The sequence below is a fragment of the Vampirovibrionales bacterium genome (assembly GCA_016712355.1).
In the GTDB taxonomy this organism is placed as follows: Bacteria; Cyanobacteriota; Vampirovibrionia; order Vampirovibrionales; family Vampirovibrionaceae; genus JADJRF01.
The window spans coordinates 763043-787387 of sequence record JADJRF010000005.1 but is presented as its reverse complement, the minus strand read 5'-3'; the positions used below and the strand labels follow the sequence as shown (position 1 = coordinate 787387).

General features: G+C 61.6%; 18 protein-coding genes. 12 read left to right on the top strand and 6 right to left on the bottom strand.

The window, feature by feature from the left end; all coding sequences use genetic code 11:
- The 3 genes from IPK79_04985 to IPK79_04975 are packed head-to-tail and all read left to right on the top strand — an operon-like array spanning nt 1 to nt 7539.
- A complete protein-coding gene (locus IPK79_04985) occupies nt 1–480 on the top strand; it encodes a hypothetical protein (GenBank protein MBK8189786.1) in 480 nt (159 codons plus the stop codon).
- On the top strand, nt 477–3866 hold the full coding sequence (locus tag IPK79_04980; protein ID MBK8189785.1) for an ATP-dependent helicase: 3390 nt from the start codon (nt 477–479) through the stop codon (nt 3864–3866). Before IPK79_04985 ends, IPK79_04980 begins: the two co-directional genes overlap by 4 nt.
- Nucleotides 3859–7539, top strand: coding sequence for an ATP-dependent helicase (locus tag IPK79_04975; protein ID MBK8189784.1), 3681 nt, complete (start codon nt 3859–3861; stop codon nt 7537–7539). Before IPK79_04980 ends, IPK79_04975 begins: the two co-directional genes overlap by 8 nt.
- Nucleotides 7540–7570: 31 nt before the next feature.
- Here IPK79_04975 and IPK79_04970 read toward each other — a convergent pair whose 3' ends face one another.
- Nucleotides 7571–9280, bottom strand: a complete 1710-nt coding sequence (locus IPK79_04970; GenBank protein MBK8189783.1) for a hybrid sensor histidine kinase/response regulator — start codon at nt 9278–9280, stop codon at nt 7571–7573.
- Nucleotides 9281–9438: 158 nt separating this feature from the next.
- Between IPK79_04970 and gmk the strand changes: the two genes are divergently transcribed.
- From gmk to IPK79_04950, 4 genes are all read left to right on the top strand, one after another.
- The gene (gmk, locus tag IPK79_04965) at nt 9439–9978 is read left to right on the top strand and encodes a guanylate kinase (protein MBK8189782.1); all 540 of its coding nucleotides are present in this window, start codon (nt 9439–9441) and stop codon (nt 9976–9978) included.
- Nucleotides 9979–10392: 414 nt separating this feature from the next.
- Nucleotides 10393–10674, top strand: a complete 282-nt coding sequence (locus IPK79_04960) for an HU family DNA-binding protein (GenBank protein MBK8189781.1) — start codon at nt 10393–10395, stop codon at nt 10672–10674.
- A 281-nt stretch (nt 10675–10955) separates the two neighbouring features.
- Nucleotides 10956–11360, top strand: a complete 405-nt coding sequence (locus IPK79_04955; protein MBK8189780.1) for a hypothetical protein — start codon at nt 10956–10958, stop codon at nt 11358–11360.
- Nucleotides 11361–11502: 142 nt separating this feature from the next.
- Nucleotides 11503–12552: a tetratricopeptide repeat protein gene (locus IPK79_04950; protein ID MBK8189779.1), complete on the top strand. Its 1050-nt coding sequence runs from the start codon at nt 11503–11505 to the stop codon at nt 12550–12552.
- On the opposite strand, the gene IPK79_04945 is transcribed toward IPK79_04950, so the two are convergent.
- From IPK79_04945 to IPK79_04925, 5 genes are read right to left on the bottom strand one after another with little or no spacing between them, the layout of a single operon-like run.
- Nucleotides 12549–13694 carry a glucose-1-phosphate thymidylyltransferase gene (locus IPK79_04945; GenBank protein ID MBK8189778.1) on the bottom strand — a complete coding sequence of 382 codons (1146 nt, stop codon included), beginning with the start codon at nt 13692–13694 and terminating at the stop codon, nt 12549–12551. The two genes, IPK79_04950 and IPK79_04945, sit on opposite strands and share 4 nt — an antisense overlap.
- Nucleotides 13691–14704, bottom strand: a complete 1014-nt coding sequence (locus tag IPK79_04940; protein MBK8189777.1) for a glycosyltransferase family 2 protein — start codon at nt 14702–14704, stop codon at nt 13691–13693. The genes IPK79_04945 and IPK79_04940 overlap by 4 nt, the downstream gene beginning before the upstream one ends.
- Nucleotides 14701–14913: a hypothetical protein gene (locus tag IPK79_04935; protein ID MBK8189776.1), complete on the bottom strand. Its 213-nt coding sequence runs from the start codon at nt 14911–14913 to the stop codon at nt 14701–14703. The genes IPK79_04940 and IPK79_04935 overlap by 4 nt, the downstream gene beginning before the upstream one ends.
- 15 nt (nt 14914–14928) lie before the next feature.
- Entirely contained in the window at nt 14929–16392 is a 1464-nt protein-coding gene (radA, locus tag IPK79_04930) for a DNA repair protein RadA (GenBank protein MBK8189775.1), read from the bottom strand.
- A 17-nt stretch (nt 16393–16409) separates the two neighbouring features.
- Complete coding sequence (locus IPK79_04925; GenBank protein ID MBK8189774.1) at nt 16410–17465, bottom strand: hypothetical protein; 1056 nt, start codon at nt 17463–17465, stop codon at nt 16410–16412.
- Nucleotides 17466–18190: 725 nt separating this feature from the next.
- On the opposite strand from IPK79_04925, the gene IPK79_04920 reads away from it, so the two are divergent.
- The 5 genes from IPK79_04920 to IPK79_04900 all read left to right on the top strand — a co-directional run bounded on the left by IPK79_04920 (nt 18191) and on the right by IPK79_04900 (nt 24340).
- Nucleotides 18191–19324 (top strand): hypothetical protein, encoded by a 1134-nt coding sequence (locus IPK79_04920; protein MBK8189773.1) that lies wholly within the window; start codon nt 18191–18193, stop codon nt 19322–19324.
- Nucleotides 19325–19403: 79 nt separating this feature from the next.
- Nucleotides 19404–20369: a cysteine synthase A gene (gene cysK, locus IPK79_04915; protein ID MBK8189772.1), complete on the top strand. Its 966-nt coding sequence runs from the start codon at nt 19404–19406 to the stop codon at nt 20367–20369.
- Nucleotides 20370–20371: 2 nt separating this feature from the next.
- Complete coding sequence (gene cysE / locus IPK79_04910) at nt 20372–21088, top strand: serine O-acetyltransferase (protein ID MBK8189771.1); 717 nt, start codon at nt 20372–20374, stop codon at nt 21086–21088.
- A 560-nt stretch (nt 21089–21648) separates the two neighbouring features.
- Nucleotides 21649–22947 (top strand): bifunctional phosphopantothenoylcysteine decarboxylase/phosphopantothenate--cysteine ligase CoaBC, encoded by a 1299-nt coding sequence (gene coaBC / locus IPK79_04905; GenBank protein ID MBK8189770.1) that lies wholly within the window; start codon nt 21649–21651, stop codon nt 22945–22947.
- 112 nt (nt 22948–23059) lie between these two features.
- Nucleotides 23060–24340: an extracellular solute-binding protein gene (locus IPK79_04900; GenBank protein ID MBK8189769.1), complete on the top strand. Its 1281-nt coding sequence runs from the start codon at nt 23060–23062 to the stop codon at nt 24338–24340.
- Nucleotides 24341–24345 lie beyond the last annotated feature (5 nt).

Genomic DNA, 24345 nt, shown 5'->3' with positions numbered 1-24345 from the left:
ATGAACGCCGCGCACGCGCATCTGTTGCTGAATCATTTTCCGGTCATCGGGATGCTGGTGGCGCTGAGCGTCTGGCTCATCGGCCTGAAAACCAGTCAAAACGCGCTATGTCGCGTAGCCTTAGGATGGTTTGTAGTCATTGGCGCCGTGTCGCTGCTAGTCTATTTCAGCGGCAACGGGGCCGAAGCGATCGTCGAGTCGCTGCCTGAGGCATCGCGCGACCTGATTGAAGTTCATGAACGCTGGGGATTGTTTTCGCTGCTGGCGTCGCTGGCAGGCGGCGCGCTGGCAGCCATGTCGCTCTGGCAACTTCAGCGCGCGGGGCGCTTGCAGCGCGCCTTACAGGCCGCCGTAACGGGTCTTGCCGGATTATCCCTCCTGCTGGCGGGGTATGCGGGCTATTGGGGCGGGCAGATTCGCCATAGCGAGATTCGCGCCGATTTTACAGCGCCCGCCGAAGACCGTGACGATCGCCGATGACCCGCGCGCTGCTTAAAGTCAGCGGCCCGCCGGGCAGCGGCAAGTCGGCGCTTTTGACGCGCGAAGCGTTACGCGCCATCGATGAAGACGGCCTGACGCCGCAAAGCGTGTGTCTGCTGGCGCTGGCGCCCGCGCAACAGGCGACGCTTGAAACCTTACTGGCGCGCGCAGCGCAGGGGCGAAGCAACGACAACTGGCGGCAGATTCGCATCTGGACGATGGCGCGGTTTTGCCAATCGCTGTTGCGGCGTTTTCATGCGGCGTGCGGCGAACAGGGGGCCTTTACGGGCATCGTGTCGCCGGTTGAAGCGCGCTGGCGATTCTACAGTCTGTCCTGCGCGATGGCTGAACGTGAATTGACGCCACTTTCGCGGTGGCGCGCGCCGTTACGCCAGCCCTCGCTTGCAACGGATATGTCTCGATTGGCGATTGCGCTCGACGCGCTTCCCCTGCCATTAGAAGCGCGCGAGGGGTGGTTTCATGCCTTATGTGAAACGCCTGACGCCGCCGAGACGGCCTCTCCCTTTAAAGCGATTGCAACCCTGTTGGCGCGCGACGTCGCAAGCCGTGCGCGGCGCGGGCGCCTGACCTTCCATGAAAGCCTGATGGCGTGCGAGCGCCTGCTGAAAGAAAACGACGACGCCCGGAATTTTCTCGCCCAGGACACCCGCCTGTTGCTGATTGACGAAGCGCAAGAGCTGGGACCGCTTCATGTTGGCCTGTTACAGGCGTTACCCGAGGAGACGCGCCTTGCGCTGGCAGGCGTCGACGGGCTGTGTCTGCGCGAGACGCAAGGGGCGCAACCACAATTGTTTGAGGATCCGCGTCGTTTCTGGAGCCAGTCCGATCTGGCCATCACCTTGGCGCCCGCGCCTCACGAAATGACGTGCTGGCGCGACAACGCTGCGCTAATTCACTGGGCTGACGCATGGCTGACGCAGGGGGGCGCCGTCCAAAGCGGGATTCTGGCGCAAGGCGTCTCGTTTGACCCGCAAGCCTTGCGCGACGCGGCGCGTTTTGGATGCTTTGCAGACGCAGACAGCGAGGCGCAGGCGATCGCACAGGCGCTCAGACGTGAACGCCGCCAGACAGCGACGCCCTGGTCACAGATGATGATCGTCTTACGCAGCGCGCATCGAGACGATCCCCTCTTCATCACGCTGACGGCGGCGCTGGCGGAAAGCGGCATCCCGTTTCAGTCGCCCCATGCCTCAGCGCCAGAGACGGCAGATGCGACAGAATCGAAGCCTTCGCAAGAGGAAGCCGGCGGCGTGACGGCGCAGCGGGCGCTGTACTGGGGCCTCAAGACGCTGGAAAGCTGCGCGCGCTGGCAAGCGCTCGATGAAGAAGCGACGGCCGATCAAGCCGCGCTGCGCCGCGCGCACATGGGCGATCTGCTGGCGCATGCGCGCGCCTGGCATAACGCCACAGTGAATGACGACGGCGCGCTCGAGTCGGACATCGCGCAATGTCTGGGCGAATGGGAGGCGCTGGCGCAGGAACGCTCGCCGCAAGCGAGTTGGGACGCCATCCGCGCGAAACAGGCGGATGGCGCCTTGCCGCCGCCGTTTCAACGCCTGCTGGATGCCGGACAACGCTATGAAAACAGCCCGCGCGATCTGCTCGCCTTATGCTGGACGCTCGCTTGCGCGGGATCCCACGCGCCGGTATCGCCGCATCGCGCCAACGCCGCCGCCTGGGGCGGGTTTTTCAGCGCATTGCAAACATGGCGGCGCGACGCCCAGGGCGAGGCCGCTTGCGCCGATCGCGATCCGCTGCGGGATGTCGACGTGTGGTTTGCGGACCTCTGGCCTGTCGATGAGGGGAGACCGGCAACCCCTCGCGATGCCGTATGGCTGCTGACCCCTTTGCAGGCCCAGGGCCGTGAAGCGACGGTCGTCTTCACGCCGTTTCTCACACAAGGCGCGTTTCCGCAAAGCGCGCAGACGTGGCCCGTGTTGGGGGAGTCCGGCCGTGAGCGTTTCGCCGAAGGCTGGCGCGTCGTGTGCGCTGGCGAGATGCCGCCGGCGGCGTTCGATCCGCCCGCGCAACGGCGCGTGCGCGCCCTAAGCGAAGAGGCCCGGTGGCTGGCGCTGGCCTTGACGCGCGCGCGACGGCAAGCGTACGTCTCCACCCATCTAGCGACGCAGAACCGGCAAGGCGTAAGCGAGTCTACGTCGCCATCTGAGTTCTGGACGTCTTTGACGACGACTTACGCTCTGCTAAGCGAGAGCCCGCTTGAAAAGCTGCAAGCAGGAAGTGGAGACGGATGGTTTCCTGCCGCAGCCATTGACCCGCTCCCTGCGCCCGAGCCCTCCGGCCCGACGCGCCATTATACGGGCCGTTCGCCATGGGCGCATCTGAGTCGCCAGCCAGACGCCCTGCTGTTTGCGCCGGAGGAAACGCTCACGCTGAGCGCGAGCGGGGTCAAGAATTATCAGACCTGTCCCCGACAGTTTTTCTATGGGCGGCTGATGTCGCTGGGAGGCGCGTCCACGCCGCAGGCGGCATTGGGAACGGTGATGCATGAGGTCATGGCGGTTTTCAATCGACAGGGCGCGCCTTATACTGCAGACCATCTGCAAGGGCTCGCCCGCGATCTCTTTCAGTCGGCGGACGCCGCAAATGGCGAAGCGCCGGACCGCGCGCAACCCAGCCTCTGGAGCGAATCCACTCGGCGCGCCATCGCCCGCCTGACGCCCATCCAGCGAGAAGATGCCTATACGGAGCTGACCGGCGCCATCTGCGACCTGCAACGCCAAGGTTATTTTGAGTCCCCGCCCCGCCGCACGCTGGTCGAGCAACGTTTCTCATTTGTCCTGCCGCAAGCCGGGCGCTGCCAGATCACCGGCCAAATTGACGCCCTTCGCCAGAAGCTGGATGGACGTTGGGACTTAATCGATTACAAATGGGGCCGTTCTCTTTTCCCCCAGCCCAAGGCAGACAACCGGCTCAAGCAGCTTCTGGCCTCTTTTCAGCCCCCGCCTGCGGATGCCAACCCGACGGGAAAACCGCCCGCCGCGCGGGATTATCAAATTCCCCTCTATGCGCTGGCCTTACGCGAAAGCGACACCCTGCGCCGATTGCTTTCGCCTGAAGACGGCGCGCCGCAGTGGGGCGATGCGGGCCTGCAAATGCTGCGTTCGCCGGTCCAGGGCGGCAATGGGAGCGTCGCGGTAAGCACGCCGCTGGAAACGCTGGGGCCGCTGCTTGATGAAGTAGCGCGCGATATTCGCCAGCGGGTGAGCGATCCGGTTTTATCCAGCGCGCATCTGCCCGCCACGCCGGGGGCGTGCTGCGCCAGATGCGGATTTCAGGAAATTTGCGACGCGAGTGCGCCGACAATCGAGGACGACAACGCGGAAGGAGGGCCGGACGATGACTAGCTTGCCGCCGACCGGCCTGCTCACGCCGCAAGCGCCGGTTCTGAACGCCGATCAGGCCCGCGCCGCGCATGCCGATCGTCACATCGCGCTTCAGGTTCTGGCCGGCGCCGGCGCGGGAAAAACCCTGCTGATTGGCCAGCGCTTTTTGCATCTGCTGGCAGAGCTGCGCGCACAGGGCGTGGACGACCCTCAGACGCGCATTCTGGCGGTCACCTTCACCATCGATGCGGCCGCCGAGATGCGCACGCGCATCCAGAAGTACCTCGGGGCCGAACGCCTGGACGACGAGGCGGCCATCTGTAATTTTCACCGGTTTTGCAACACGCTGTTGCAGCGTCACGCGCTGGCCATGGGCCTGCCGCCCGGCTTTCGGATTCTTCAGGGTCTCGAACTGCGCTTATTAATGACGCGCCTGCAAGATAGCCTGCATCATGGCGATTACAGCGATATCGAAACGATTCTGACGCATTGCGACTTGAAAAACGACGTAGCGCAGGACGTTCTGTCGCTGGAGGCCATGCGCACGCTGCCCGCGCCGTCTATCGCCGAGTTGATTTCAGAACTACCCGGCCTGTTAGGCGCGATTAAAGCCACGGGCCTTTCACCGAAACAGTTTCATGAGATGGCGCATGCGCAGACCCGTCGCCTGAACGACGCCTTGCGCACGCTGCCGCAAGTGGGGATGGATGGGACTTTTCTAGGAGATTGTCAGCACTATGCCGCCCTCTGGGATACGAAACTCCGGCCCTGGACCGCGCCGGGCGGCGGCTTTGAAGGCTCTGAAGCCGATCGCGACGCCTTTATGGAAGCGCGGCTTCGCAAAGTCCGCAGCGCCCGCCCCGATGACTTCGAGCCTTATTATCAGGACCGCCTCAAATGGCTGAGCCAATGGAAAGCGCAAGGCGAGTTCGGCGCTTTGATGCCCTTTGTCAGGCGCCATAGCGGCAAGATGATGCGCGACGCGACGGATCTGTCCGCCATCGGGAGGATCGGCGCCGACGAGAGCCGCCTGATCGACTGGGCCGCTGCCGCATACGCCCTCTATCAAGAAACATTGCGACAGGCAGGCGCTTGTGACTTTGACGATCTTATTAATCACACGCTCACGCTGCTGGATCGTCGCCCGGATATTCTCGCCAGCGTTCGGCGGCAATTCGAAGCCGTCATTGTCGACGAGTTCCAGGATTCCAATGGCAGTCAACTGGCCCTGTTGCGCCGCCTCATACGCCCCGAAGCGCCTGCATTGACTGTTGTGGGCGATCTCAAACAGTCGATTTACCGATTCCGCTACGCCCGCCCCGATAATATGGAGCGCGCCTTCCAGGGACTGGAGAAGGTCTGCGTCACGTTGCGCGAAAACTACCGCTCGGAATGGCCCATTCTGGCAGTGGCCAACGCGCTGGCGCAGCAAATTACCGGCGATGAGAGCCAGCGTCTGGAAAGCGGCCTGCCGCGAGACGATCAGGCCCCACGCGCGCAGTGGGTGGAATTGGCGTCCTGCGATCCCCTTCACGCCAAAGAACCGGCGGCCAGCTATTACGATCGTCAGGCGCGCTGGATCGCGGCGGAAGCGGCGCGTTTAATTGCGGATGCGGCAGCGGAGCCCAAAGAGATAACGGTGCTGGTGAAAAGCCATCATAAGGGTGAAGGCGTCGCGCGTGCGCTGGCCGATCTGGGCATTCCATCGCTTAAGCGCAAGAACGCTGGTTTTTTCGAAGAACCGGTCATTCGCGACGCCATGGCCCTGCTGCGCTTGCTGCGCACGCCCAGCGACAACGCCGCCTGGACGCGGATTCTGCAAAAAAAACTCTCTCAGCGGCAACTGTTGCAGTTAGGTTCGCGGTCGCTTTCTCCTAAACGCTCTCTATATGAGGCGCTTAACGCCTTAAGCGACGCGTCTTGCTGGCCCGAACTGGACATGACCGTGCGTCGGGCGCTGCTTTCACTGGTAGAAGAACTCCGCTTTGCGCGCGCGATGATGCGCCGCAGCGATCCCGCCGCCGCCTTTACGCGTCTGGCGCAAGCCATCGGTCTGATTGACGCTGAGGCGCCCGCGTCTCAGCAAGACGATGCGCGGATGTCGCTCAACGCCTTTCGCCGACTCTTATATCAGTTGGCGCGTCAACAACCCCAGGCCGGCGGGGTTCCAACCACGATTGACGAGATCCTGATAACGCTGGAAAGCGCCCGCGAAGACGCGTCGCTGGAAATCGCCGCTGACACGCAGACAATTCAAGGCGATGCCGTCAACGCCGTCTCGATTATGACCATTCACGGGGCCAAGGGGCTGGAGAACGAGGTCGTCTTCGTCGCCTACGCCCATGAAAAGCCAAAATCCAGTCGCAGTCCGCTGCTGCGTTTTGATCCGCTGAACGCAGAAACCCCGCGCGATGACGGCTATGGGCTGATACTGGGCAAACATCCCGCGTCGGGGGAGGCGGATCGGGCCACGCTGAAGAAAAAGATGTATCGCGCCCGCTGGGAGGCCCCGCAGGCCGAAGCCGAAGAGAAACGACTGTTTTACGTGGCGGTGACGCGCGCCCGCCGCCGCCTGATCGTCGTGCGAAGCGACCAGTCATGCGCCTGGACCGCCGCTGAGGCCTTTTCGCAGGAGGTGCGCGAATCGGCCATGACGATTCTCAGCGAGGCGGAAGATCCCCAAGCCGTTACCCGCCAGATTCCCCAGGGAGAAGCGGCGCAGGCGCTCAAAGCGCGCGTGGCGATTCGACTCGAAATGCCCGCGCGCCCACAACCCGCATCCGTCGTCGATGAGTCCGCTGTTACGCCAACGTCGGGGACTTCATCGCCTTCGCCTGATGCCTCTTTAGAGGTCGACCTCGCCGAAGCCCCGCCCGTACGCTTGAGTTTTTCCGCCTTGCGCACGCTGGCGCAGTGCCCGGTGCGGTACTGGCTTTCTCACACGTGCGGTCTTCCAGAGCCGCCGCCTGAGGCAGCATCGCCGCAAGCCACTGGCCTGCAAGGGATCCCTCATCAAGCCATTGGGCATGTTGTTCATGCGTTGATTGAGCGTCATTACGGCCTACGCGGCAAGCCGATGGAAGCAGCCCAGCGAGACGCGCTCCTGAGCGCCGCCTTGGGATCGCGTGAATTCAACGCCCCCGACGACGAGGCGCGCGCACGGGCAAACGCCTTATTTGACGCCTTTCTAGAATCGCCTTTTACCTGGGATGCCCTTGCGGCGCAATCGCTTCGTCCGCAAGCCGAAGTTCGGCTTCGCTTTCACTGGCCTTCACGCGGATGCCTTGTTGAGGCGACGCTGGATGCGCTGCTTTACGACACGCGCTCGCAGCAACCCGCACGCATCCTGGAATTCAAGACCAATCGTGCGCTGGACGACGACAAGCGCCGGATCTACGCCCAACAACTGGCGCTCTATCGCGAAGGGCTTCTGGCCAGCGGGCAAAGCGATGCGCGACTCGCTGATGATTATCTGACGCTGGTTCATTTGACGCCGCATGGCGTGCAACCGATCGCGATTGACGACGTGTTGCGCGATCCGGCGCAAAGCGTGTCGCCCTTGCGGATGCTGGCCGAATCGGCGCAGGCCATTGAGACCGAGAGCGAGTGCGCCCCCCTGCGCCCCGAGCGCGTCGATTGCGCCGCCCTCGGCTGCCCGTATCAACGCGTCTGCCCACGCGCCAAAAGAATCTAACTGAAGAAAAATTTAAAGCGGATCGCAGCCTTCAGGGATTCAGCGAGCCGTCGCGGACCATCGCCGCGACGACGCCAGCGCCATGGTCGTCGCCCGCTGTCTGAACCGGCTCAAGCGGCAGGCGGACGTAGAAACAACTGCCTTGCCCTTCCACGCTTTCCACCCAGATATCGCCGCGATGAGCCTCGACAATCTGCCGACTGAGATACAGGCCCAAGCCTGTGCCGGAATTGCGCACCTTGCTGGCGCTCTGGAAAAACCGCTGAAACAGCGCCGCCTGATCCGCTTTGGGGATGCCGCGCCCCGTGTCGCGCACCCACAGCGTCATCGTCGCGCTGTCGGTTTCGGCGCGCGCGCCGACCTCAATCCGGCCGCCAGAAGGCGTATGGTGCAAGGCATTGCCCAGCAGATTCATAAACACGCGGCGCAATTCCTGCTTATCGCCCCACAGCGGCGCCAGGGCGGGCGAGATTGACAGCGAGAACGTCTGCTCGCGCGATCGGGCCAAGGCCTCCAGCTCGCGGCAGATGCCCGACAATAGCGGGGCGGGCGGCACCGCGTCCAGCACCAGCCGCTGACGACCCGACTCATATTTGTAGACTTCCAGCAGAACGTTCACCAGTCCCAGCAAGTCGCGCTGACTCTGGATCAACATGGCGGAAAATTCGCGTTGACGATCCGTGAGCGGCCCCAGCGAACCATCTTCGAAGAAGGCCAGCGTTTGAATGGCCGCCAGCAAAGGCGTTCGTAAATCGTGGGTAAGGGTAGAGACAAAATCGTCGCGCAGACGGTCCATTTCTTTTCGTGCGGAAATATCGCGCAGCACCAGGACAAAGCCCAGCAAGGCCGTGGGGGCCGGGGCGGCCGGGCCGAGAGAGGCATCTGGTTCCTGGGCCGCCTGGCGCAGGACGCCTCCGTCAACGGGGTCGCGCAAGGGGGCGACGCTCGCCTCCACGATGGTTTCGCCCAAGGCCGCCTCGCTCGCCATGCAGACCTCTGCGCTCAACAGCAGGCGACTGATGGGCGGCGCGCCTGCCGCCACGGTGAGAACGTCATCAATCGGCCAATCGAGGGGCAGCGGCTCTGAGGACAGGCGTTCCGGGTCGGCCAGACGACGGGCGCGCCAGAGACGACGCGCAGCGGGGTTCATGGTTTCGATGCGCCCTTGCGGCGACAGCGTGATAATACCATCAGCGGTTTCTTCCACAATGGAGGCGAGTTGTCGGTGCGCGCGTCGCCAATCGGCGGTGCGAGCTTCTACCAGCGTTTCCAGACGTTGATTGTACGCCTGAAGCTGACTCTGCGCGTCGGTGAGTTCGCTCACGGCGCGGCGCAAGTCGGCCAGGAGGCGCGCCCGTTCCAGACCGTTCTTGATGCTGAGTTTGAGGACGTCGTTGTCCCAGGGTTTTTCAATGTACTTATAGATGCCAACGGCGTTAATGGCGGCGATGGCGTTTTCCTTATCGGCATAGCCGGTCAGCAGAATCAGCGTGCTTTCGGGCAATTTGGCCTTAACGGCCCGTAAAAAGGCCAGCCCATCCATTTCAGGCATGAGAAAGTCGGAAATCACCACGTCAGGGGCAATGTCGGCTAACGCTTCGAGCGCCTGGCCCGGATGGTTAAAAGGAAACGTCTGGTAATCGGTATCGAGCGCCAGCATGGTGCAGACGCTGGCTGTGACCATCGGCTCATCGTCAACAATCATCACGCGCGGCGCGCCCGAATGCTCAGCGGCGGACATACGTAGCCATTCTCATCGTCATTCTTATCTTTAAGACAGGATTCCAATATCCTGAGAGTCAACCCTTTGTTATTATTATAGACGTGTTCTCATCATCTCCCGCCCTCCCGCCCGAGGATTCTTCGCAGCGCGCCGTCTCTTGCCGCCCGGCGCGCGTGATGGTCATCGCAGGGCCGTCGGGCGTCGGCAAGGGCACCATGTGCCAGCGCCTGATCACCGCATCGCCATGGATACGCCTGTCGGTTTCGGCGACCAGTCGCCCGCCGCGTCCGCAGGAGCAAGACGGGGTCGATTATTTTTTTTGGTCTCGCGCGGCGTTTGAGGCGCAGATCGAGGCCGACGCCTTTCTGGAATGGGCCGAGTACAACGGCAATTTCTACGGAACGCCCAAAGCAGGCGTTGACGCGCAGCGCGCCCAAGGCTTTACCGTTCTGCTGGAGATTGAGACGGCGGGGGCCATGCAGGTCCGCGCCGCCATTCCTGACGCCTGCCTGATCTTTCTGGCTCCGCCCTCGCTGGGCGAACTGGCCCGGCGTCTTCAGGGCCGCGGCGCGAACGCGCCCGACGATATTGCCGCGCGTCTGGCGATTGCCGAAAAAGAGCTGGCCATGGCCGATCAATTTGACGCCCTCGTGGTGAATGACGATGCGGATCAGTGTTTTGCCCAGCTCTACGCCCTGATGGCAGGGACGCTCTAGATTCTTCGGCTGATGGGCCGCAATTCGCCCCAACAAGCGCCCTATTCGCGTCGAGTTGTTTCTTAACAGACCCCGAGAGCCCTCTCAAAGTCGTTCCATGCGCGATGCTCTCGCGGAAATTAATTTTTGAGGACATCGCGCTCTTCTTCTATATAGAAGCTAAAGCGCCAATTATTAACAATTGTAAACTTTCTGGCGTGGCATTCAGGGTTTAATTTGAGAGCGCTTGCGTGTCGTAAACGCCTTTGACATAAGAGATTCGGCCAATATTGCTACGAAAGTAGGGATTTGATGCCCGCAAAAGGCTTCCCGCATTTGAAGTTCATCTGTATAATCGCCTTGTACGCGCTGGGGGATGCGCTCCCCACGTTCAGGCGACGTACTGTAGCCACATAGGATGGAGGAATTCCTCTCGTGAACAAGGAAGAACTGATACAGGAAGTCGCCCGCAAGACGAAACACTCGCAAAAAAGCGTTTCGGACGTGGTAAGCGAAGCGTTGAACATCATTCAGCGTACGGTCGCCAAGGGCAAACGGGTGACGCTGGTCGGATTCGGAACGTTTGAGCCGCGCAAGCGCGCCGCTCGTACGGGTCGCAACCCGCAGAACGGCAGCCCGCTGAAGATTCCCTCCAAAACCGTTCCCGCTTTCTCCGCCGGAAAAAAATTCAAAGAGCTGGTCTCCGGCAAGAAATAACGCCGACCATCTCCGGCCTTCAATCGCCGACGGGTTCGCCCGTCGGCGATTGCTTATGACAACTCCTGATCCAGAAGAGGCGGTCCACGCGCTGCATTCATGATTCGTTACATGCAAATGCCCCATTTGGAGGAGGGCAATCGCCCGCCCCCCCGGTACGATCGTCATGAAGTCCGACGCTGGGCGACGAGAGGGGTTTCTCGCCAGCGCCCCGGCATGACTGGTTTTTTAATCTTCGTTCGTAGGGATGTCCACTCACCCAAAATAGGAGAGAGACGTTGATGCGCCTATCGTCCGTTCTGGCGGCGTCCAACAGCGCTTCGCCCTTGATTCCGCTGGGGGTTGCGCTCGCCGGCAAGGCTCTCGATCGATTGACAGCAGGCGCAGGCGGACGCGCAGGAGATTTTCAGGGCCTGCTCAGCCGCAGCGTCACCGCGCTGGAGAAACTCGCCCATCGCGTCGCATCGCCAGACACAGCGCCTTCTCTGGGCGGCCTGACGCAATCGGCGCGCTGGCTGGCCTCGGTCGATACCGATCGAAACGGCCAGTTAAGCCGCGCAGAACTTGAAACGGCCGCAAGCAAACAGGATCCCATGGCGCAATCGCTCTTGGCCCGCTACCAGCAACTCGCCTCTGCCGACGGTCAGCCCGACGGCGTGAGTCTGGCAGATTTGGCGATGCGCTGACGCAGACTGCATCCGCTCCATCCTTCGAGTTAACCGTCACACGCCGCTCTCTTTCCCGTTCAGGTCTCGCTATCGCCTTTTGTGTCAATTGGTCTTGCCTTGCATTGCATTGCGCCCACCCCCACAGGAGATTCACCCGTTGATGAGCGCTTCCCTCTTGATAGTAAACACGTCCAGAGCCCGACGGATCGAGCCCGATCCGTTTGACGCTGCCTATTATTACGCTCTGGGCGCCGGCCATGCCCGCTACGGACGTTGGGACAAAGCCGCGCAGGCCCTGCGGCGCGCAGTTGACCTTCATCCGGCGCATTATCAGGCATGGACGGCGCTTGGTGAAGCCCAACTTGCGCAAGCGCTTCTGCCGCAAGCCTATCAGTCGTTCAGCCACGCCCTGCTGTCTGCGCCCGGCCATGCGCCTGCGCTATTGGGGCAAGGCCGCGTGGCCTGCGCCCGGCTACAATTTGCGCGGGCCGACGTTCTGTTTCGTCGCGCCCTCAAAGCGGATCGCGGGCTAGGACGCGCCTGGGCGGCGCGCATCCAGCTTCGGCGCCTGCGGCAGGATTTCGACGGCGCGCAAGCGCTTCTCACTCAGGCGTATTGCGCGGCGACGGACGCCTCGCAACGCTTCTGGCCACAGTGGGCAGACGCGCTGATGAGACGCGATCAAGGCGACAGCGCTGAGGCACAACGCCTGTTGCGCCAAGCGATCGCCTCGTTAAACCCTCCGCCGCCGTTGGAATCCTATCGCCTGCTGAATACGCTGGCGGAATTAACGGAGTTTTCCGGCCCGGACGGTCTGTGCGACGAGAGTACGTCGCCAGAGATAATTGGCGCATTAATTGCGCTCTATAGCCAGAGTCTTGCGCTATATCCCGCCCAAGCGGCGCAATGGCGACGACTGGCCCGCGTTTACATCCGCGCGGGAGATTTCGATCAGGCAATGGCCTGTCTGGGTAAGGCGCTGGAAGAAGACCCCAGCCTGATCGTCTGCCAGTACGAGCGCAGCCGGATTCTGTACTGGCTGGGCGACTTGCAAACCGCCAACGAGGCGCTGGGAGAGGTCCTCGCCCATGCGCCCGGCCATCGGGCGGCCTACGATGATCTGGCCCGCAACCTGCTGGAGTTGGGCGATACGCTGGGCGCGCGGCGCGCGGTCAAGCGCGCGGCTGATTTTCCTGTTGAGGGGTACTAAAGGCCGTCGCTTGCAACGCCTTCCAGAATTGAATCGTCGGCCAGCAACAGCCGCAGCGCGCCGGTCGAACCGGCTCCGACATTCAGCGGGCCGATGCGACACGCCTGACCCATCAGGCTGTCAGCGATCACGGGCGCAACGCGGACAATCTCGCAACGCTCCAGAATCACGCTGTTGCGCAGACGACAATCGACCAGCCGCACGCCGTCGCCGACACTGACGTCAGGCCCCAGCGTAGCGTCTTGCAGTTCGCAATCGTCGCCAATGACCACAGGGCCGACAATTCGACAGCGCGTCAAACGCGATCGCGCGCCCATGCGGACGGCGCCCTCAATCTGCGTTTGATCGCAGCAGGCCTCGCGAATCGAGGCGGAGTCCGGCGGCATCTCCGCCAGAATCCGGCGATTGGCGGCCAGCAGGTCGTCTTTTTTGCCGGTATCCAGCCACCAGCCTTGATGAATTCGACTCAAAACGCCGCAGCCGTCATCAATCAGACGCTGAATGGCGTCTGTAATCTCGAGTTCGCCACGCGCGCTGGGAGCAATTTTGGCAATGGCGTCAAAAATCGCCGGGCGGAACAGGTAAACGCCTACCAGCGCCAGATTCGACGGCGGATTTTGAGGCTTTTCAATCAATTGGCGCACGCCACCGTCTTCATCCAGCGTGGCAACGCCAAAAGCGCAGGGGTTTTCCACGGGCGTGAGCAGAATCGACGCCGCCTGATCGCGCGCAGCCTCAAAAGCGTCCATTAAACCGCGCAAATCGCCATTAATCAGGTTGTCGCCCAGATACATGATAAACGCGTCGTCGCCCAGATACGGACGCGCGATGGCAACCGCGTGAGCAAGACCAGCGGGCTCAGCTTGCGGAATAAACGTGATGCGACAAGGCGTTTCGCCAGGATACGACTGCTGTTTGTGACGCTGCCAGCGCGCCAGCGCTTCTTGAATCGCCGCGCCGGTTTCCGGGCTGATGATGACGCCGAAATCGCGAATACCCGCCTCCCACAGCGATTCCATGGCGTAATACAGAATCGGCTTGTTGGCCACCGGCGCCAATTGCTTGGCCATGGCGTAGGTAAGCGGTCGCAAGCGCGCCCCTTTGCCGCCTGCCAGCACCAGCGCCTTGCAAACGACGCTCATGATCGCGCGGCGACGCCGAGGACGGGTAAGTCGGATAGCGACGACGGCCTTTCCAGCGCGTGCGGACACGGACCGTTGACCCCGCGCAGAAAATCCCACATCGCCAGCGTATGCACGCGGGCGTCCAGACGCCGATCGGGATCGCCGCCCAGTCCTTTTACCAGACTACGCGCCCATCGAAACAGCGAATACGCCAGAATCGAGAGACCTGTCAAGGGCGTCGCATACGAGAGTAAGACCTTGAGACGATTACGCTGATAATAATAGCGCGTGGCGGCGCTGCGCTTGCCTGTGCTGGCGCCTTCTTTATGAAACACGCGCGAGCGGATGGCCAGCGTCACGGGATAGCGCTTGCGGGCCGCTCGCAGGCAGTATTCTACATCTTCGAAATACAGAAAATACCGCTCGTCGAGTGGCCCAATGCGTTGAATCACTTTAATGGGAATCAGCATGCTGGCGCCGCTCAGCGCCGTCAGAGGCATGCCGTCATAAAGGGCGGTTTCCGCCACGCCGCGCGAGCCGCCTGTGCGCCAGTTGATGGCGACGCCCGCCTGCTGAAAGCTTCTGTCGGGATACAGCAGCAACGATCCGGCCAGACCGCCGGTTTTTTCGGCTTCCGCCACCAGATGCGTCAGCGCGCCGGGCTCGACCACCGTATCGTTATTGAGGAGCCAGACGTAGTCGGCGCGGTTATGCAAGGCGACTTCCACGCCCAGATTATTCCCGGCGCTGAAGCCGCCGTTTTCGCGCGCCTGAATCAGCCGCCCGCTAAAACCGCCGGCGCGCAGGCGCTCGACGGAATCATCGCGCGAATCGTTATCAACCACGACGATTTCAAAGCGCGGATACGTCAGCTCTCCCAGCGAGGCGAGACATGCCAGCGTGTCATCCGCCCCACGGTAATTCAGCAGCACGATCGTCACCAGCGGCGAGAGCGCGGCCTGACGATCGGCGCGCGATGCGGGACGCTCCGACGAGGGGGGCGGCAGCGACGGCGTTTCCGCCATCACGGCTGCGAGACCTCTTCATTTAAGGCCGTCAGGAGCGTGTTGGTATCAATCTGATTGACCAGCGCGCTCGCCTTGAGCGACTCATGAGCCAGCGCCTTATATGTCGGGTCAATGCCGAGACGTCGAAACACGGCTTCGGTGCGCGGATAGCGCGTCACGATTTCAGGAATGGACATATCGTCGGTAATAGGAGTCTCAGGGGTCGTCACAGGCCAGCACTCTCGTTAGGGGATCTGCGGATGGGCGGCATTATAGCCCGTCTGCCGCGCGGAACCAAGAGGCCGCGCGGCAGACGGCAGACACGCCAGTAGCGCATCCATCAGGTTGGCGACCGGCAGCAGCTCAAAGGCGTCAGCATCCGCCGGAGCCCCCAGAGTCGAATCCGCCGGAAGCGCCAGGCGTCGCAAGCCCAGCCGAGCCGCTTCCTGAATGCGTCGATCGGCCATCCGCACAGGCCGCACTTCTCCTGTCAAACCGATTTCGCCAGCCAAGGCCAGAGATGGACGCACGCCGACGTCGCGCCAACTGGAGACAATCGCCAGCGCCACGCCGAGGTCCGCCGCCGGATCGTCGAGCCGCAAGCCGCCGACCACGTTCACATAGGCGTCGTGGCGCGATAAATCGAGGCCCACGCGGCGCTCCAGAACCGCGATAATCTGATGAAGCCGGTTAAGTTCAACGCCATTGGCCAGACGCCGGGGCGTACTATAGGCGGTTTGTCCAACCAGCGCCTGTACCTCAACCAGTACCGGACGCGTTCCTTCAATGGCCGCGACAATGACGCTGCCCGGCAAGCCCTGACGACTGGTCTGAGACAAAAACAGGGCGCTGGGATTGCTCATCTCGCTCATACCGGCCTCGGTCATCTCGAAAACGCCGATCTCGTGCGTGGCGCCGAAGCGGTTTTTCACCGAGCGCAGGATGCGCAGCGTCTTATATTTATCGCCTTCGAGATACAGCACCGTGTCAACCGTGTGCTCCAGCAGCTTGGGACCCGACACGGCGCCGTCCTTGGTGACATGGCCAATCAGAATGATGCAGATGTTGCGGGTCTTGGCCAGCGTCATCAGCAGGCTGGCGCAGGCCTTGATCTGCGTCACGCTGCCCGCCGCGCCGGAGGCGTCCGGGTGATACAGGGCCTGAACGCTATCGACGATTACCAGCGTGGGCGATTGCGCCTCCAGGGTTGCCGCCAGCGCCTGAACATTCAACTCGACGCACAGTTGCAGCGCCGCCACGCGCAGCCCCAGCCGTTCGGCGCGCTGGCGGATTTGAAACGGGGATTCTTCACCCGCCACATACAAAATACCGTCGGCATCCGGCGACAGGCGTTCGGCCAGTTGCAGCATCAGCGTGGATTTCCCGATGCCCGGATCGCCGCCCAGCAATACGTAACTGCCCGGCATCAGGCCGCCGCCCAGCACGCGATCAATTTCGGTAAATCCGGTCGTCAGGCGCGCGCCGGATTCTCCCGTCACCGCCCCCAGCGCAATCGTCGAAGCGGCGGCCACGCGCGCAGTTCTTGCCCCAGACGAGAGGCCCAGCGCCATCGCGCGAGCTTCTGCGGGATCCGTCACGGATTTTTCTACGAGTGCGCCCCACGCGCCGCAATCGGGGCAACGACCCAGAAACGAGGCCGTAACCGCCCCGCAGTCGCTGCATTCATAGAATCGTTTCGACTTTGCCACCGGCAGGCTCCGCTGCGTTATGGGGAAGAACGCGTCCAAATCGGGGGATGCCGATCCATGCAGCGCTGCAGTAAACGCTGGGCCAGGCCGTCCTGCGGCTCTCCCGGATCCACGCAAAACGCGCCCGGCGCCCCGGATTTCGTCCATTTGATGACAGCGCCGCCGCGCTCCATTAATTGTCGCTCGCCCCAGCTCAACCCGCGCCGATGCGCGCGCTGGGCCGTAAATCCAATCAAGACGTTGGTACGCGCAAGCGCTTCAAGCGCTGTCAGCAGCGAGGCGCGATCGCTTTGCAAAGGCGCATCTACCGGCAAAACAAAGCCGCACGGGTTGCGCCCGTAAGTCCAGGCCAAGTCCACCGCCCGCGCCAGCATCTGACGCGCCGATCGCAAGGGCGCGCGCGCAAAGCGTCGTCGCAGCACGTCGCGCTGGGTTTGACTCATACGCTGACCGAAGGCGCGAAAATCGCCTTCCATCAGCGCGCGCAGCGCTTTGACGCCTGCCGGACCGTAAAAGCGCAAGAGCCACTGATTAAACGCATCCGGATTGGCCTCGTAAAAGCGCAGGATTTTATCGCGATAGCGCGCCAGCTTGGCTTCAGTCTGCGCAAATCGCATCAGGCGGCGCATTTGCAGCATGTGCGCCCCATGCTCATCGCACGGATCCACATGGGTAAAGCGTCCGGCCGCATCCGGGCGTCGCCCCGCCAGAACCGCCGCCTCACCAGCCAGCGGCAGTCCCCAGAGGCTATAGCCATGAAACAGGTCCACTTCCAGAAACGCCATCGGCGCGCGGCGATAAAAGCGAAACACGTGGACCCTATGCAAGGGCTCGCGCGACTGCGCCCAGTGACGGCACTCCGTCAGGGCATCCCACTCAAAGCGCCGGGCGACGGCTCGCGCCACGTCGCGCCACGGGGCCATGTCCTCTGCGGCCATCACCAGATCGATGTCATGGCCAAACTGAGGAAAACGCTCGTAATTACGCAGCAAGGCGTACCGGACGCCCGAGCGTTCCAGATCCTGAAACAGCGCCTCGACGGTCGCATCCTGAATTTCAGTGGCCGTCACCATCGCCCCGCCTGCGGCCTTGCGCCGGATTCATCCAACAACGACGCGATTGTAGCGCTTTTCGCCGTCCCCTGTCCAGCCCGCGCGCAGCCCCATTCAACCAGAGCGCGAGCCTTGAAACCGTTCGCCCGGGCCTGAACAGCCCGAAGACGACGGTCGCTGATTTTGTTTGAACTCCCAATCTAAAAAATAGCGAAGTGATCGATGCGCCACCCTTTCAGAGCACTCTGCGACCCATCGCAGGCTGAGCTGAAAGTTCCCTGGCAAGCGACCGATCAAACTGGATCGACCACGATACAACGAGAGAAAAGCTTGTTTTCTGTATTCAGACAACACATGGCTCTGAAAAAATGGCTCTGAAAACAAGCCCGATTTTTGAATAAGGGTTGATTCTACATTATTTAGAGAGAGATTTCAAGGGGTTCTTTCGAGCCGACTTTCGCGTAAAGGCGATTGGATTGAAATGAGAAAGGGCATTGCATAAAGCGCTTTCAAACGCCAAAAGTCCTTGCAGGCAAAGGGATCGCCAGAACGCCCACGTCGTATTCAGCAAACCAGCAATTGCTAAGAGATTCTTAAAGGCGTCACAAAAAGCATGTCATCTGTTTTTATGCACTTGGAATCGAAATAGGTTGGTTTCCTTCAAGTCATCGTTTTATTGCCGCGCCGAGGGCGCAGGCGTTGTTATCAGGGTGGGTATAAAGCGACCGTAGGGGGGTTGCAATACGATGTGGCCTTATAACACTTCACCATCAAGCGTTGCCGGGTTTGTACCCGCGATGGTTCCGGTCATGGTTCCCGTCAATGCCGCAGGACAGCCCGTCGCCCTGACGGCGCCGGCTTCCGCGCAAGCCTTTTTTGGCGCAGGCCCTCAAGGAATGGGCGGCATGGATGGCTTCGCCGCTTCCAATCCTTTTGGCGGGCCGCCGATGATGGCGCCCCCGCCCGTCATGGGCAACCCGATGGGTGGCGGCATGGACGCCGGATCAGGTCCGCCGCCCATGCTGATGATGTTCATGATGGGCCTGATGATGGCCATGGCGTTTGCCAGCGGCGGGCAAGGCGATATGCCCTTTGCGGCAGAGAATGGCGGCGGATTCGGTCCGCAGTTCCCAGACGGCGCCCCGCAAGGCGGCAGTTTCGGCTCGCAGTTTCCAGATGGCGCCCCGCAAGGCGGCGATTTCGGCTCGCAGTTTCCAGAAGCCGCCGCACAAGGCGGCGGCTCCATGGGGGATTTATTCAGCGCCCTTCTCCCGATGCTGTTTCGCAGTTTCGGCTCGGCGGACAGCGCGAGCGGCGACAGTTCGTTCGCCTCGCGACGCATGCCCGATGGCGGCGTTGCCTTTCTGGGCAGCCGCCGCCGCAGAGCCGCAGGCCCCGACGGCGAAGTAGATGTTCGGGAAAGCGTTCGGGGCCGGGCTTGGCCCAAACAAGGCGCAACTGATTCCAAGAGGCAAGCAATTATCGACACTGCCAATCGCTTAGGAATCGACCCTGTTGATTTGGCCGCCGTCATATCCAAGGAAACCGGAGGAACTTTTGACCCAAGGATTCGAGGCGGAGAAGGAAAAAGATATAGAGGACTAATTCAATTTGGCCCTTCCCAGCGAGTCACTTATGGCTACAGCCCTCATCATACTTTTGAAGAACAGGTTCGAGGCCCTGTCTATCGCTACCTGAAAGATCGAGGCGTTCGTCCCGGCATGGGGGCTAAAAATATTTATGCCGCCATCTTAACGGGTAGGGCAACCGGTAATATTCATGCTCGAGACAGTTTTGGGACAAGTGTCTCAAATGCGCTGCCCGGAATCACCAGGGGGGGGCATCGCCAAAACGCGTTAAGGTTCCTTTCCAAGGCCTAAGTCCCTCAGAAGCCATTGCGCCTTCTTTCCGCTACAATGATCGCGACTCTGTGGATCGCTGTGGAGAGGAGACGCGCGGATGAATATCGCCCAAGACGTAACCGAGCTGATCGGACGCACGCCGATGGTGTGGCTCAATCGCGTCCTTGGACAAAGTCCGGCGCGCATCGCCCTGAAACTGGAATCGATGGAGCCGTGCAACAGCGTTAAAGACCGCATCGGCCTGAGCATGATTGCCGAAGCCGAGAAGCGCGGCGACATTACGCCCGGCAAAACGGTGTTAATAGAGCCGACCAGCGGCAACACCGGCATCGCGCTCGCTTTTACGGCGGCGGTCAAAGGATACCGGCTGATTCTGACAATGCCCGACACCATGAGCATGGAGCGCCGCGTGGTGCTGCGCGCTTTTGGAGCGGAGTTAATCCTCACGCCCGGCGCCAAAGGCATGCGCGGGGCCATCGAAAAAGCCCGCCAACTGATGGCAGAAACCCCCGATAGCTGGATGCTGCAACAGTTTGATAATCCTGACAACCCCAAGATTCACCGCGAAACCACCGGCCCGGAAATCTGGGCGGATACCGATGGCGCCGTGGACATCGTGGTCGCTGGCGTCGGCACCGGCGGGACAATCACCGGCATCGGACAGTTTTTAAAAAGCCGCAAGCCGCAGGTCCGCATGATTGCCGTGGAACCGGCGGAAAGCCCCGTGCTTTCTGGCGGCGCGGCGGGGCCGCATAAAATTCAGGGCATCGGCGCGGGCTTTGTGCCCAGCATCGTGAATCGCGACGGCATTGACGAAGTGCTGACCGTCGACAGCGAGTCCGCCATGGCGATGGCGAGACGCTTGCCCCGCGAAGAAGGCCTGCTGGTCGGAATTTCATCCGGCGCGGCGGTTCAGGCGGCGCTTACGGTAGCGGCGCGCGCCGAGAACGCAGGCAAGCTCATCGTGGCGATTATTCCCAGCTTTGGCGAGCGGTATTTGTCTTCCGCGCTGTTTGACGCTTACCGCGAAGAAGCCCGCCTGATGGAAACCGCTGAGGGATAACGATGCGCCTCAAAAAGCGCTGGAAGCTGGTCAGCGGTCGCGTACGCGAAGACATCCGCGCCGTGATGCAGCGCGACCCGGCCGCGCGCAGTCCGCTGGAGGTGCTGTTGTGTTATCCCGGCGTACACGCGACCTGGCTGCATCATGCGGCGCACTGGTGCTGGCGCAACCGTCAGTGGACAACGCTGGCGCGGGTGATTTCACAATTCAGCCGCTTCTGGACCGGTATTGAGATTCATCCGGGCGCGCGCATTGGCCGACGCCTGTTTATCGACCATGGCATGGGCATGGTCATCGGCGAAACCACGTTCATCGGCGATGACGTCACGTTGTATCAAGGCGTCACGCTGGGCGGCACCGGCAAAGAAAAAGGCAAGCGCCACCCGACGCTGGGCGATCGCGTGATTATCGGGGCGGGCGCCAAAGTATTGGGCTCCAACACCATTGGCGACGACTCGGTCATCGGCGCCGGGTCGGTCGCCTTTATTGATGTGCCGCCGCGTTGCACCGTCGTGGGCATTCCAGGGCGCATCGTCACCCGCGACGGCGTGCGCGTGGAGCAGGCGCAATGCGATTCGCAAGCCGAAGAATCGCTTCAAAAGACCATTCAAACCATGCAAAGCCAGCTCGACGACATTCGGCGATCGCTGGCCGACGCGGAAGAAGCCCCGCGCAACGGCGATCCGTGGCTCATGGCCACCCCGGGCGAAGGCATTTAAAAATCGGCAAAAAAAAACCTCTTTGTTGCAAAGAGGTCGATCCAATTTTTTAAGTTGGGAGTGAGGGGGAAAGAAACTTGGGGGGTGCATTTCCACCCATCTGATTGGGTGGGGATAGTAATATAGTCCTTCAAAAGATCGGATCAATGCTTCGCGCACAATCTTAAACAATTCTTTACAACTTGGCGCATGAAGGTCCCGAGCGACTTTTTTGAAAAACGGCCGACGAAAAAAAGACCTCTTCTGTGAAACAGAAAGAGGTCAATCCAATTTTTAGGTTGGGAGTGAGGGGGAAAAGTAAAATAGCATCCATAACGCCCTGAGGCGCTGGATTTCTGTTTTAATCTTCAGTTTTTGTTCGCTCTCTATTGGCGTGCGGGTTGATAGTAGGGTATCCCTTCAAGCCAACATTGCAACCCTGCCGCCATGAGGCGCGAAACGACTGTTACAAAACTTTATAATCTTGGCCGATTACGCCTTCCTGGCAGGGCGGTTTTCGCGCGCCGCGCTTTCGTGTACAGTAAAGGGCGGTCTCTCATAACCGGGGTTGGACGACATTGATGATGACGTCAGGATTTATGTTTCACGGAAAAACCATCGCCCTGGGCGTCACAGGCGGCGTGGCAGCCTATCGCGCGGCAGACCTGACGCGCGAGCTGTACCGGCGCGGCGCCAAACGCGTGGTCGCGCTGATGACGCCTGCGGCCGAAAAATTTCTGGCCCCGCTGACGCTCGAAGCCCTGACGCGCGAACCCGTGCATCGCGAGGCGCTTGCCATGGACGCCCACGGCACGCCGCAGCATATTGCGCTGGCGCAAAGCGCCGACGCGCTGCTGATTCATCCGGCGACCGCCAACACCATTGCCAAACTGGCGCACGGCATGGCCGACGACGCCGTCACCACGGCCGCCATCGCATTTACAGGAAAACCCCTGCTCATTGCCCCTGCCATGAATACGCGCATGTGGCTGAACCCGATGGTGGTGCGCAATCTGGACACGCTTCGAAAAGTCGCTGGGGCCACGGTCATCGAGCCCACCAATGGCCTTCTGGCTTGCGGCGAGACGGGCGATGGCCATTTGGCGCAAATGGAAACGGTTCTACAATGGCTGTATCGCTCACTGCACCCTGAGCGCGACAGTTACGCGGGCGTTCGGGCCCTGGTGACCGCAGGCGGCACAGCCGAATCGATTGACGGCGTGCGCCTGCTCTCAAATCGCAGTTCCGGCAAGATGGGCGTTGCGATGGCCGACGAGCTGTTCGCCATGGGGGCTGACGTGACGCTGGTAGCGACCACATCAACCTCTTCCGGTCTGAATCTGGCGGATCGCCCGTATCAGGTGATTTTTGTCGATTCGGCGGCGGCAATGGCCAAGCGGCTGCAAGAATTATGGCCGTCTCAGCATTTGCTCGCGATGGCCGCCGCGATTGCGGATTTCCGCGCTCAGGCGACGTCTCCGGCCAAGCTGCGCCGGGTTTCCACGCTGACCCTGGAATTGGAGTCCACGCCTGATATTCTGGCCATGCTGGCCGCGCGTAAAAAACCTGGGCAGGTGATGGTCGGCTTTGCGGCCGAATCCGGCGATCTGCCGCAAAAAATGCGGGAGAAGCTGGTGCGCAAGGGCGTCGACGCCATCATCGGCAACGACGTCAGTCGCGCGGATATCGCGTTCGATTCGGACGATAACGAAGTCACGCTGCTCTTCGCCAATGGCGAAAGCCAGTTTTTCCCCAAGGCGCCCAAGCCGCAGATCGCCCGACAAGCCTTGATGCGCCTGCGTCAACGCTTCTGGCCGGATTTGCCGCTGGACGAGGCCTTGCTCGAGCAAGTGGCGCGCGGCATCGGCTGTACGTTATAACATGGGGCGCAGACGGAACGTCTGGAGCGGATTTCGCGCGGCGCCAAGCCGTTTGACCTCTCTGGGCCTGATCGCGTCGGCGTTTATGGCTTTTAGCGCGATCCTCGCGCTCATGAGTCTGAACGGATGCGGGGCTGCGGCGCCCTCGCGCGCCTCGGCGCCCATCACGCTGGAACTCTGGACGTTGCAGTTAATGACGTTTTCAGACGTGATTCAGCCTGCGCTGGATGACTTTGAGCGGGCGCATCCCGGCGTGCGCGTGCAATGGACCGACGTTCCCTTTAATGAGGGGGAAAAGCGCGCGATTACCGGCATTCTGGGCCCCAACGTCCCGGACGTGATCAATTTAAATCCGGATTTCTCGGCGATTCTGGCCGCGCGCGGCGCGCTGGTCAACATGGCCCAGGCCGTCAGCGCCCAACAGCGCGCGGCGTTTCTGCCTGTGGCCTGGCAGGCCGTGACGCTCGCGCCGGGGAATGCGACGACGACAGACAAGCGCGCGGCGGGCGAGATGACCTTCGCCGCGCCATGGTATCTCACCTCGCGCGTCACCCTGTATAACCGCCGGTTGCTGGAGCAAGCCGGTTGGCGCGAGCCGCCGCGCACGATGCGCGACCTCATCGCATTTGCGCGTCAATTGCGCCAACGCGCGCCGCATGCCTATGCCGTGATGCCCAATATCGCCGCCAGCGGTAATTTTCTGAAAGAACTCCAGAAAAACGGCATTGCGCCTTATGACAGCCATAATCGCGCCGTTTTTGCGCAAGAGGCGGGGGTCGCGCTGCTGCGTCAATGGCGCGCGCTTTACGCCGAGCGCCTTGCGCCCCCGGAATCCCTGACCGAAGGGCCGCAAGCGGCCGTGGATCGCTATCAATCCGGCGCGCTGGCCATGCTGATGACCGGCCCTAATTTTTTAACGACCATTCGCGAAAACGCCCCCGCCGTTTATCGCGACACTGCGGTAGCGCCCCAGTTTCCCCAGGACGTCGCCGGCCAGAAGACCGCCATGACCGATTTCGCCACCATGGCGCTAGTCGTTCCCAAGCGCAGCCGACACCCCCAACTGGCGGTAGAACTTGCGCTCTGGCTCACCCAGGCCCGCTACCAACTGGCGCTGTGCGATCGCGCTCCCGTCTTGCCCTCCGTGGTCGCCGCGCTGCAAGACGCCCGCTTTCGGCAAGAACAATCGCGCGATCTGGCCACGCGCGCGCGCAGCGTCAGCGCAGGCCAGTTATTGCGCGCGCGCGCGGCGTATCAAATCCGGCCGCAGCAGAAGGCCATTAACGACATCATGGACTGGCGCATCCAGCAGGCGCTTTTGGGTACAATGAGCGAGGAGACCGCCATGGCCAAAGCCGAGGACGCCATTAACGAGGCGCTGAAAGGTCGTTAAGGACT

What these genes read in the sequence shown, in the direction of transcription:
- IPK79_04985 (MBK8189786.1), top strand. Translation starts at nt 1, where the DNA reads ATGAACGCCGCGCACGCGCATCTGTTGCTGAATCATTTTCCGGTCATC.
- IPK79_04980 (MBK8189785.1), top strand. Translation starts at nt 477, where the DNA reads ATGACCCGCGCGCTGCTTAAAGTCAGCGGCCCGCCGGGCAGCGGCAAG.
- IPK79_04975 (MBK8189784.1), top strand. Translation starts at nt 3,859, where the DNA reads ATGACTAGCTTGCCGCCGACCGGCCTGCTCACGCCGCAAGCGCCGGTT.
- IPK79_04970 (MBK8189783.1), bottom strand. Translation starts at nt 9,280, where the DNA reads ATGTCCGCCGCTGAGCATTCGGGCGCGCCGCGCGTGATGATTGTTGAC.
- gmk (MBK8189782.1), top strand. Translation starts at nt 9,439, where the DNA reads ATGGTCATCGCAGGGCCGTCGGGCGTCGGCAAGGGCACCATGTGCCAG.
- IPK79_04955 (MBK8189780.1), top strand. Translation starts at nt 10,956, where the DNA reads ATGCGCCTATCGTCCGTTCTGGCGGCGTCCAACAGCGCTTCGCCCTTG.
- IPK79_04950 (MBK8189779.1), top strand. Translation starts at nt 11,503, where the DNA reads ATGAGCGCTTCCCTCTTGATAGTAAACACGTCCAGAGCCCGACGGATC.
- IPK79_04945 (MBK8189778.1), bottom strand. Translation starts at nt 13,694, where the DNA reads ATGAGCGTCGTTTGCAAGGCGCTGGTGCTGGCAGGCGGCAAAGGGGCG.
- IPK79_04925 (MBK8189774.1), bottom strand. Translation starts at nt 17,465, where the DNA reads ATGGTGACGGCCACTGAAATTCAGGATGCGACCGTCGAGGCGCTGTTT.
- IPK79_04920 (MBK8189773.1), top strand. Translation starts at nt 18,191, where the DNA reads ATGTGGCCTTATAACACTTCACCATCAAGCGTTGCCGGGTTTGTACCC.
- cysK (MBK8189772.1), top strand. Translation starts at nt 19,404, where the DNA reads ATGAATATCGCCCAAGACGTAACCGAGCTGATCGGACGCACGCCGATG.
- cysE (MBK8189771.1), top strand. Translation starts at nt 20,372, where the DNA reads ATGCGCCTCAAAAAGCGCTGGAAGCTGGTCAGCGGTCGCGTACGCGAA.
- coaBC (MBK8189770.1), top strand. Translation starts at nt 21,649, where the DNA reads ATGATGACGTCAGGATTTATGTTTCACGGAAAAACCATCGCCCTGGGC.
- IPK79_04900 (MBK8189769.1), top strand. Translation starts at nt 23,060, where the DNA reads ATGAGTCTGAACGGATGCGGGGCTGCGGCGCCCTCGCGCGCCTCGGCG.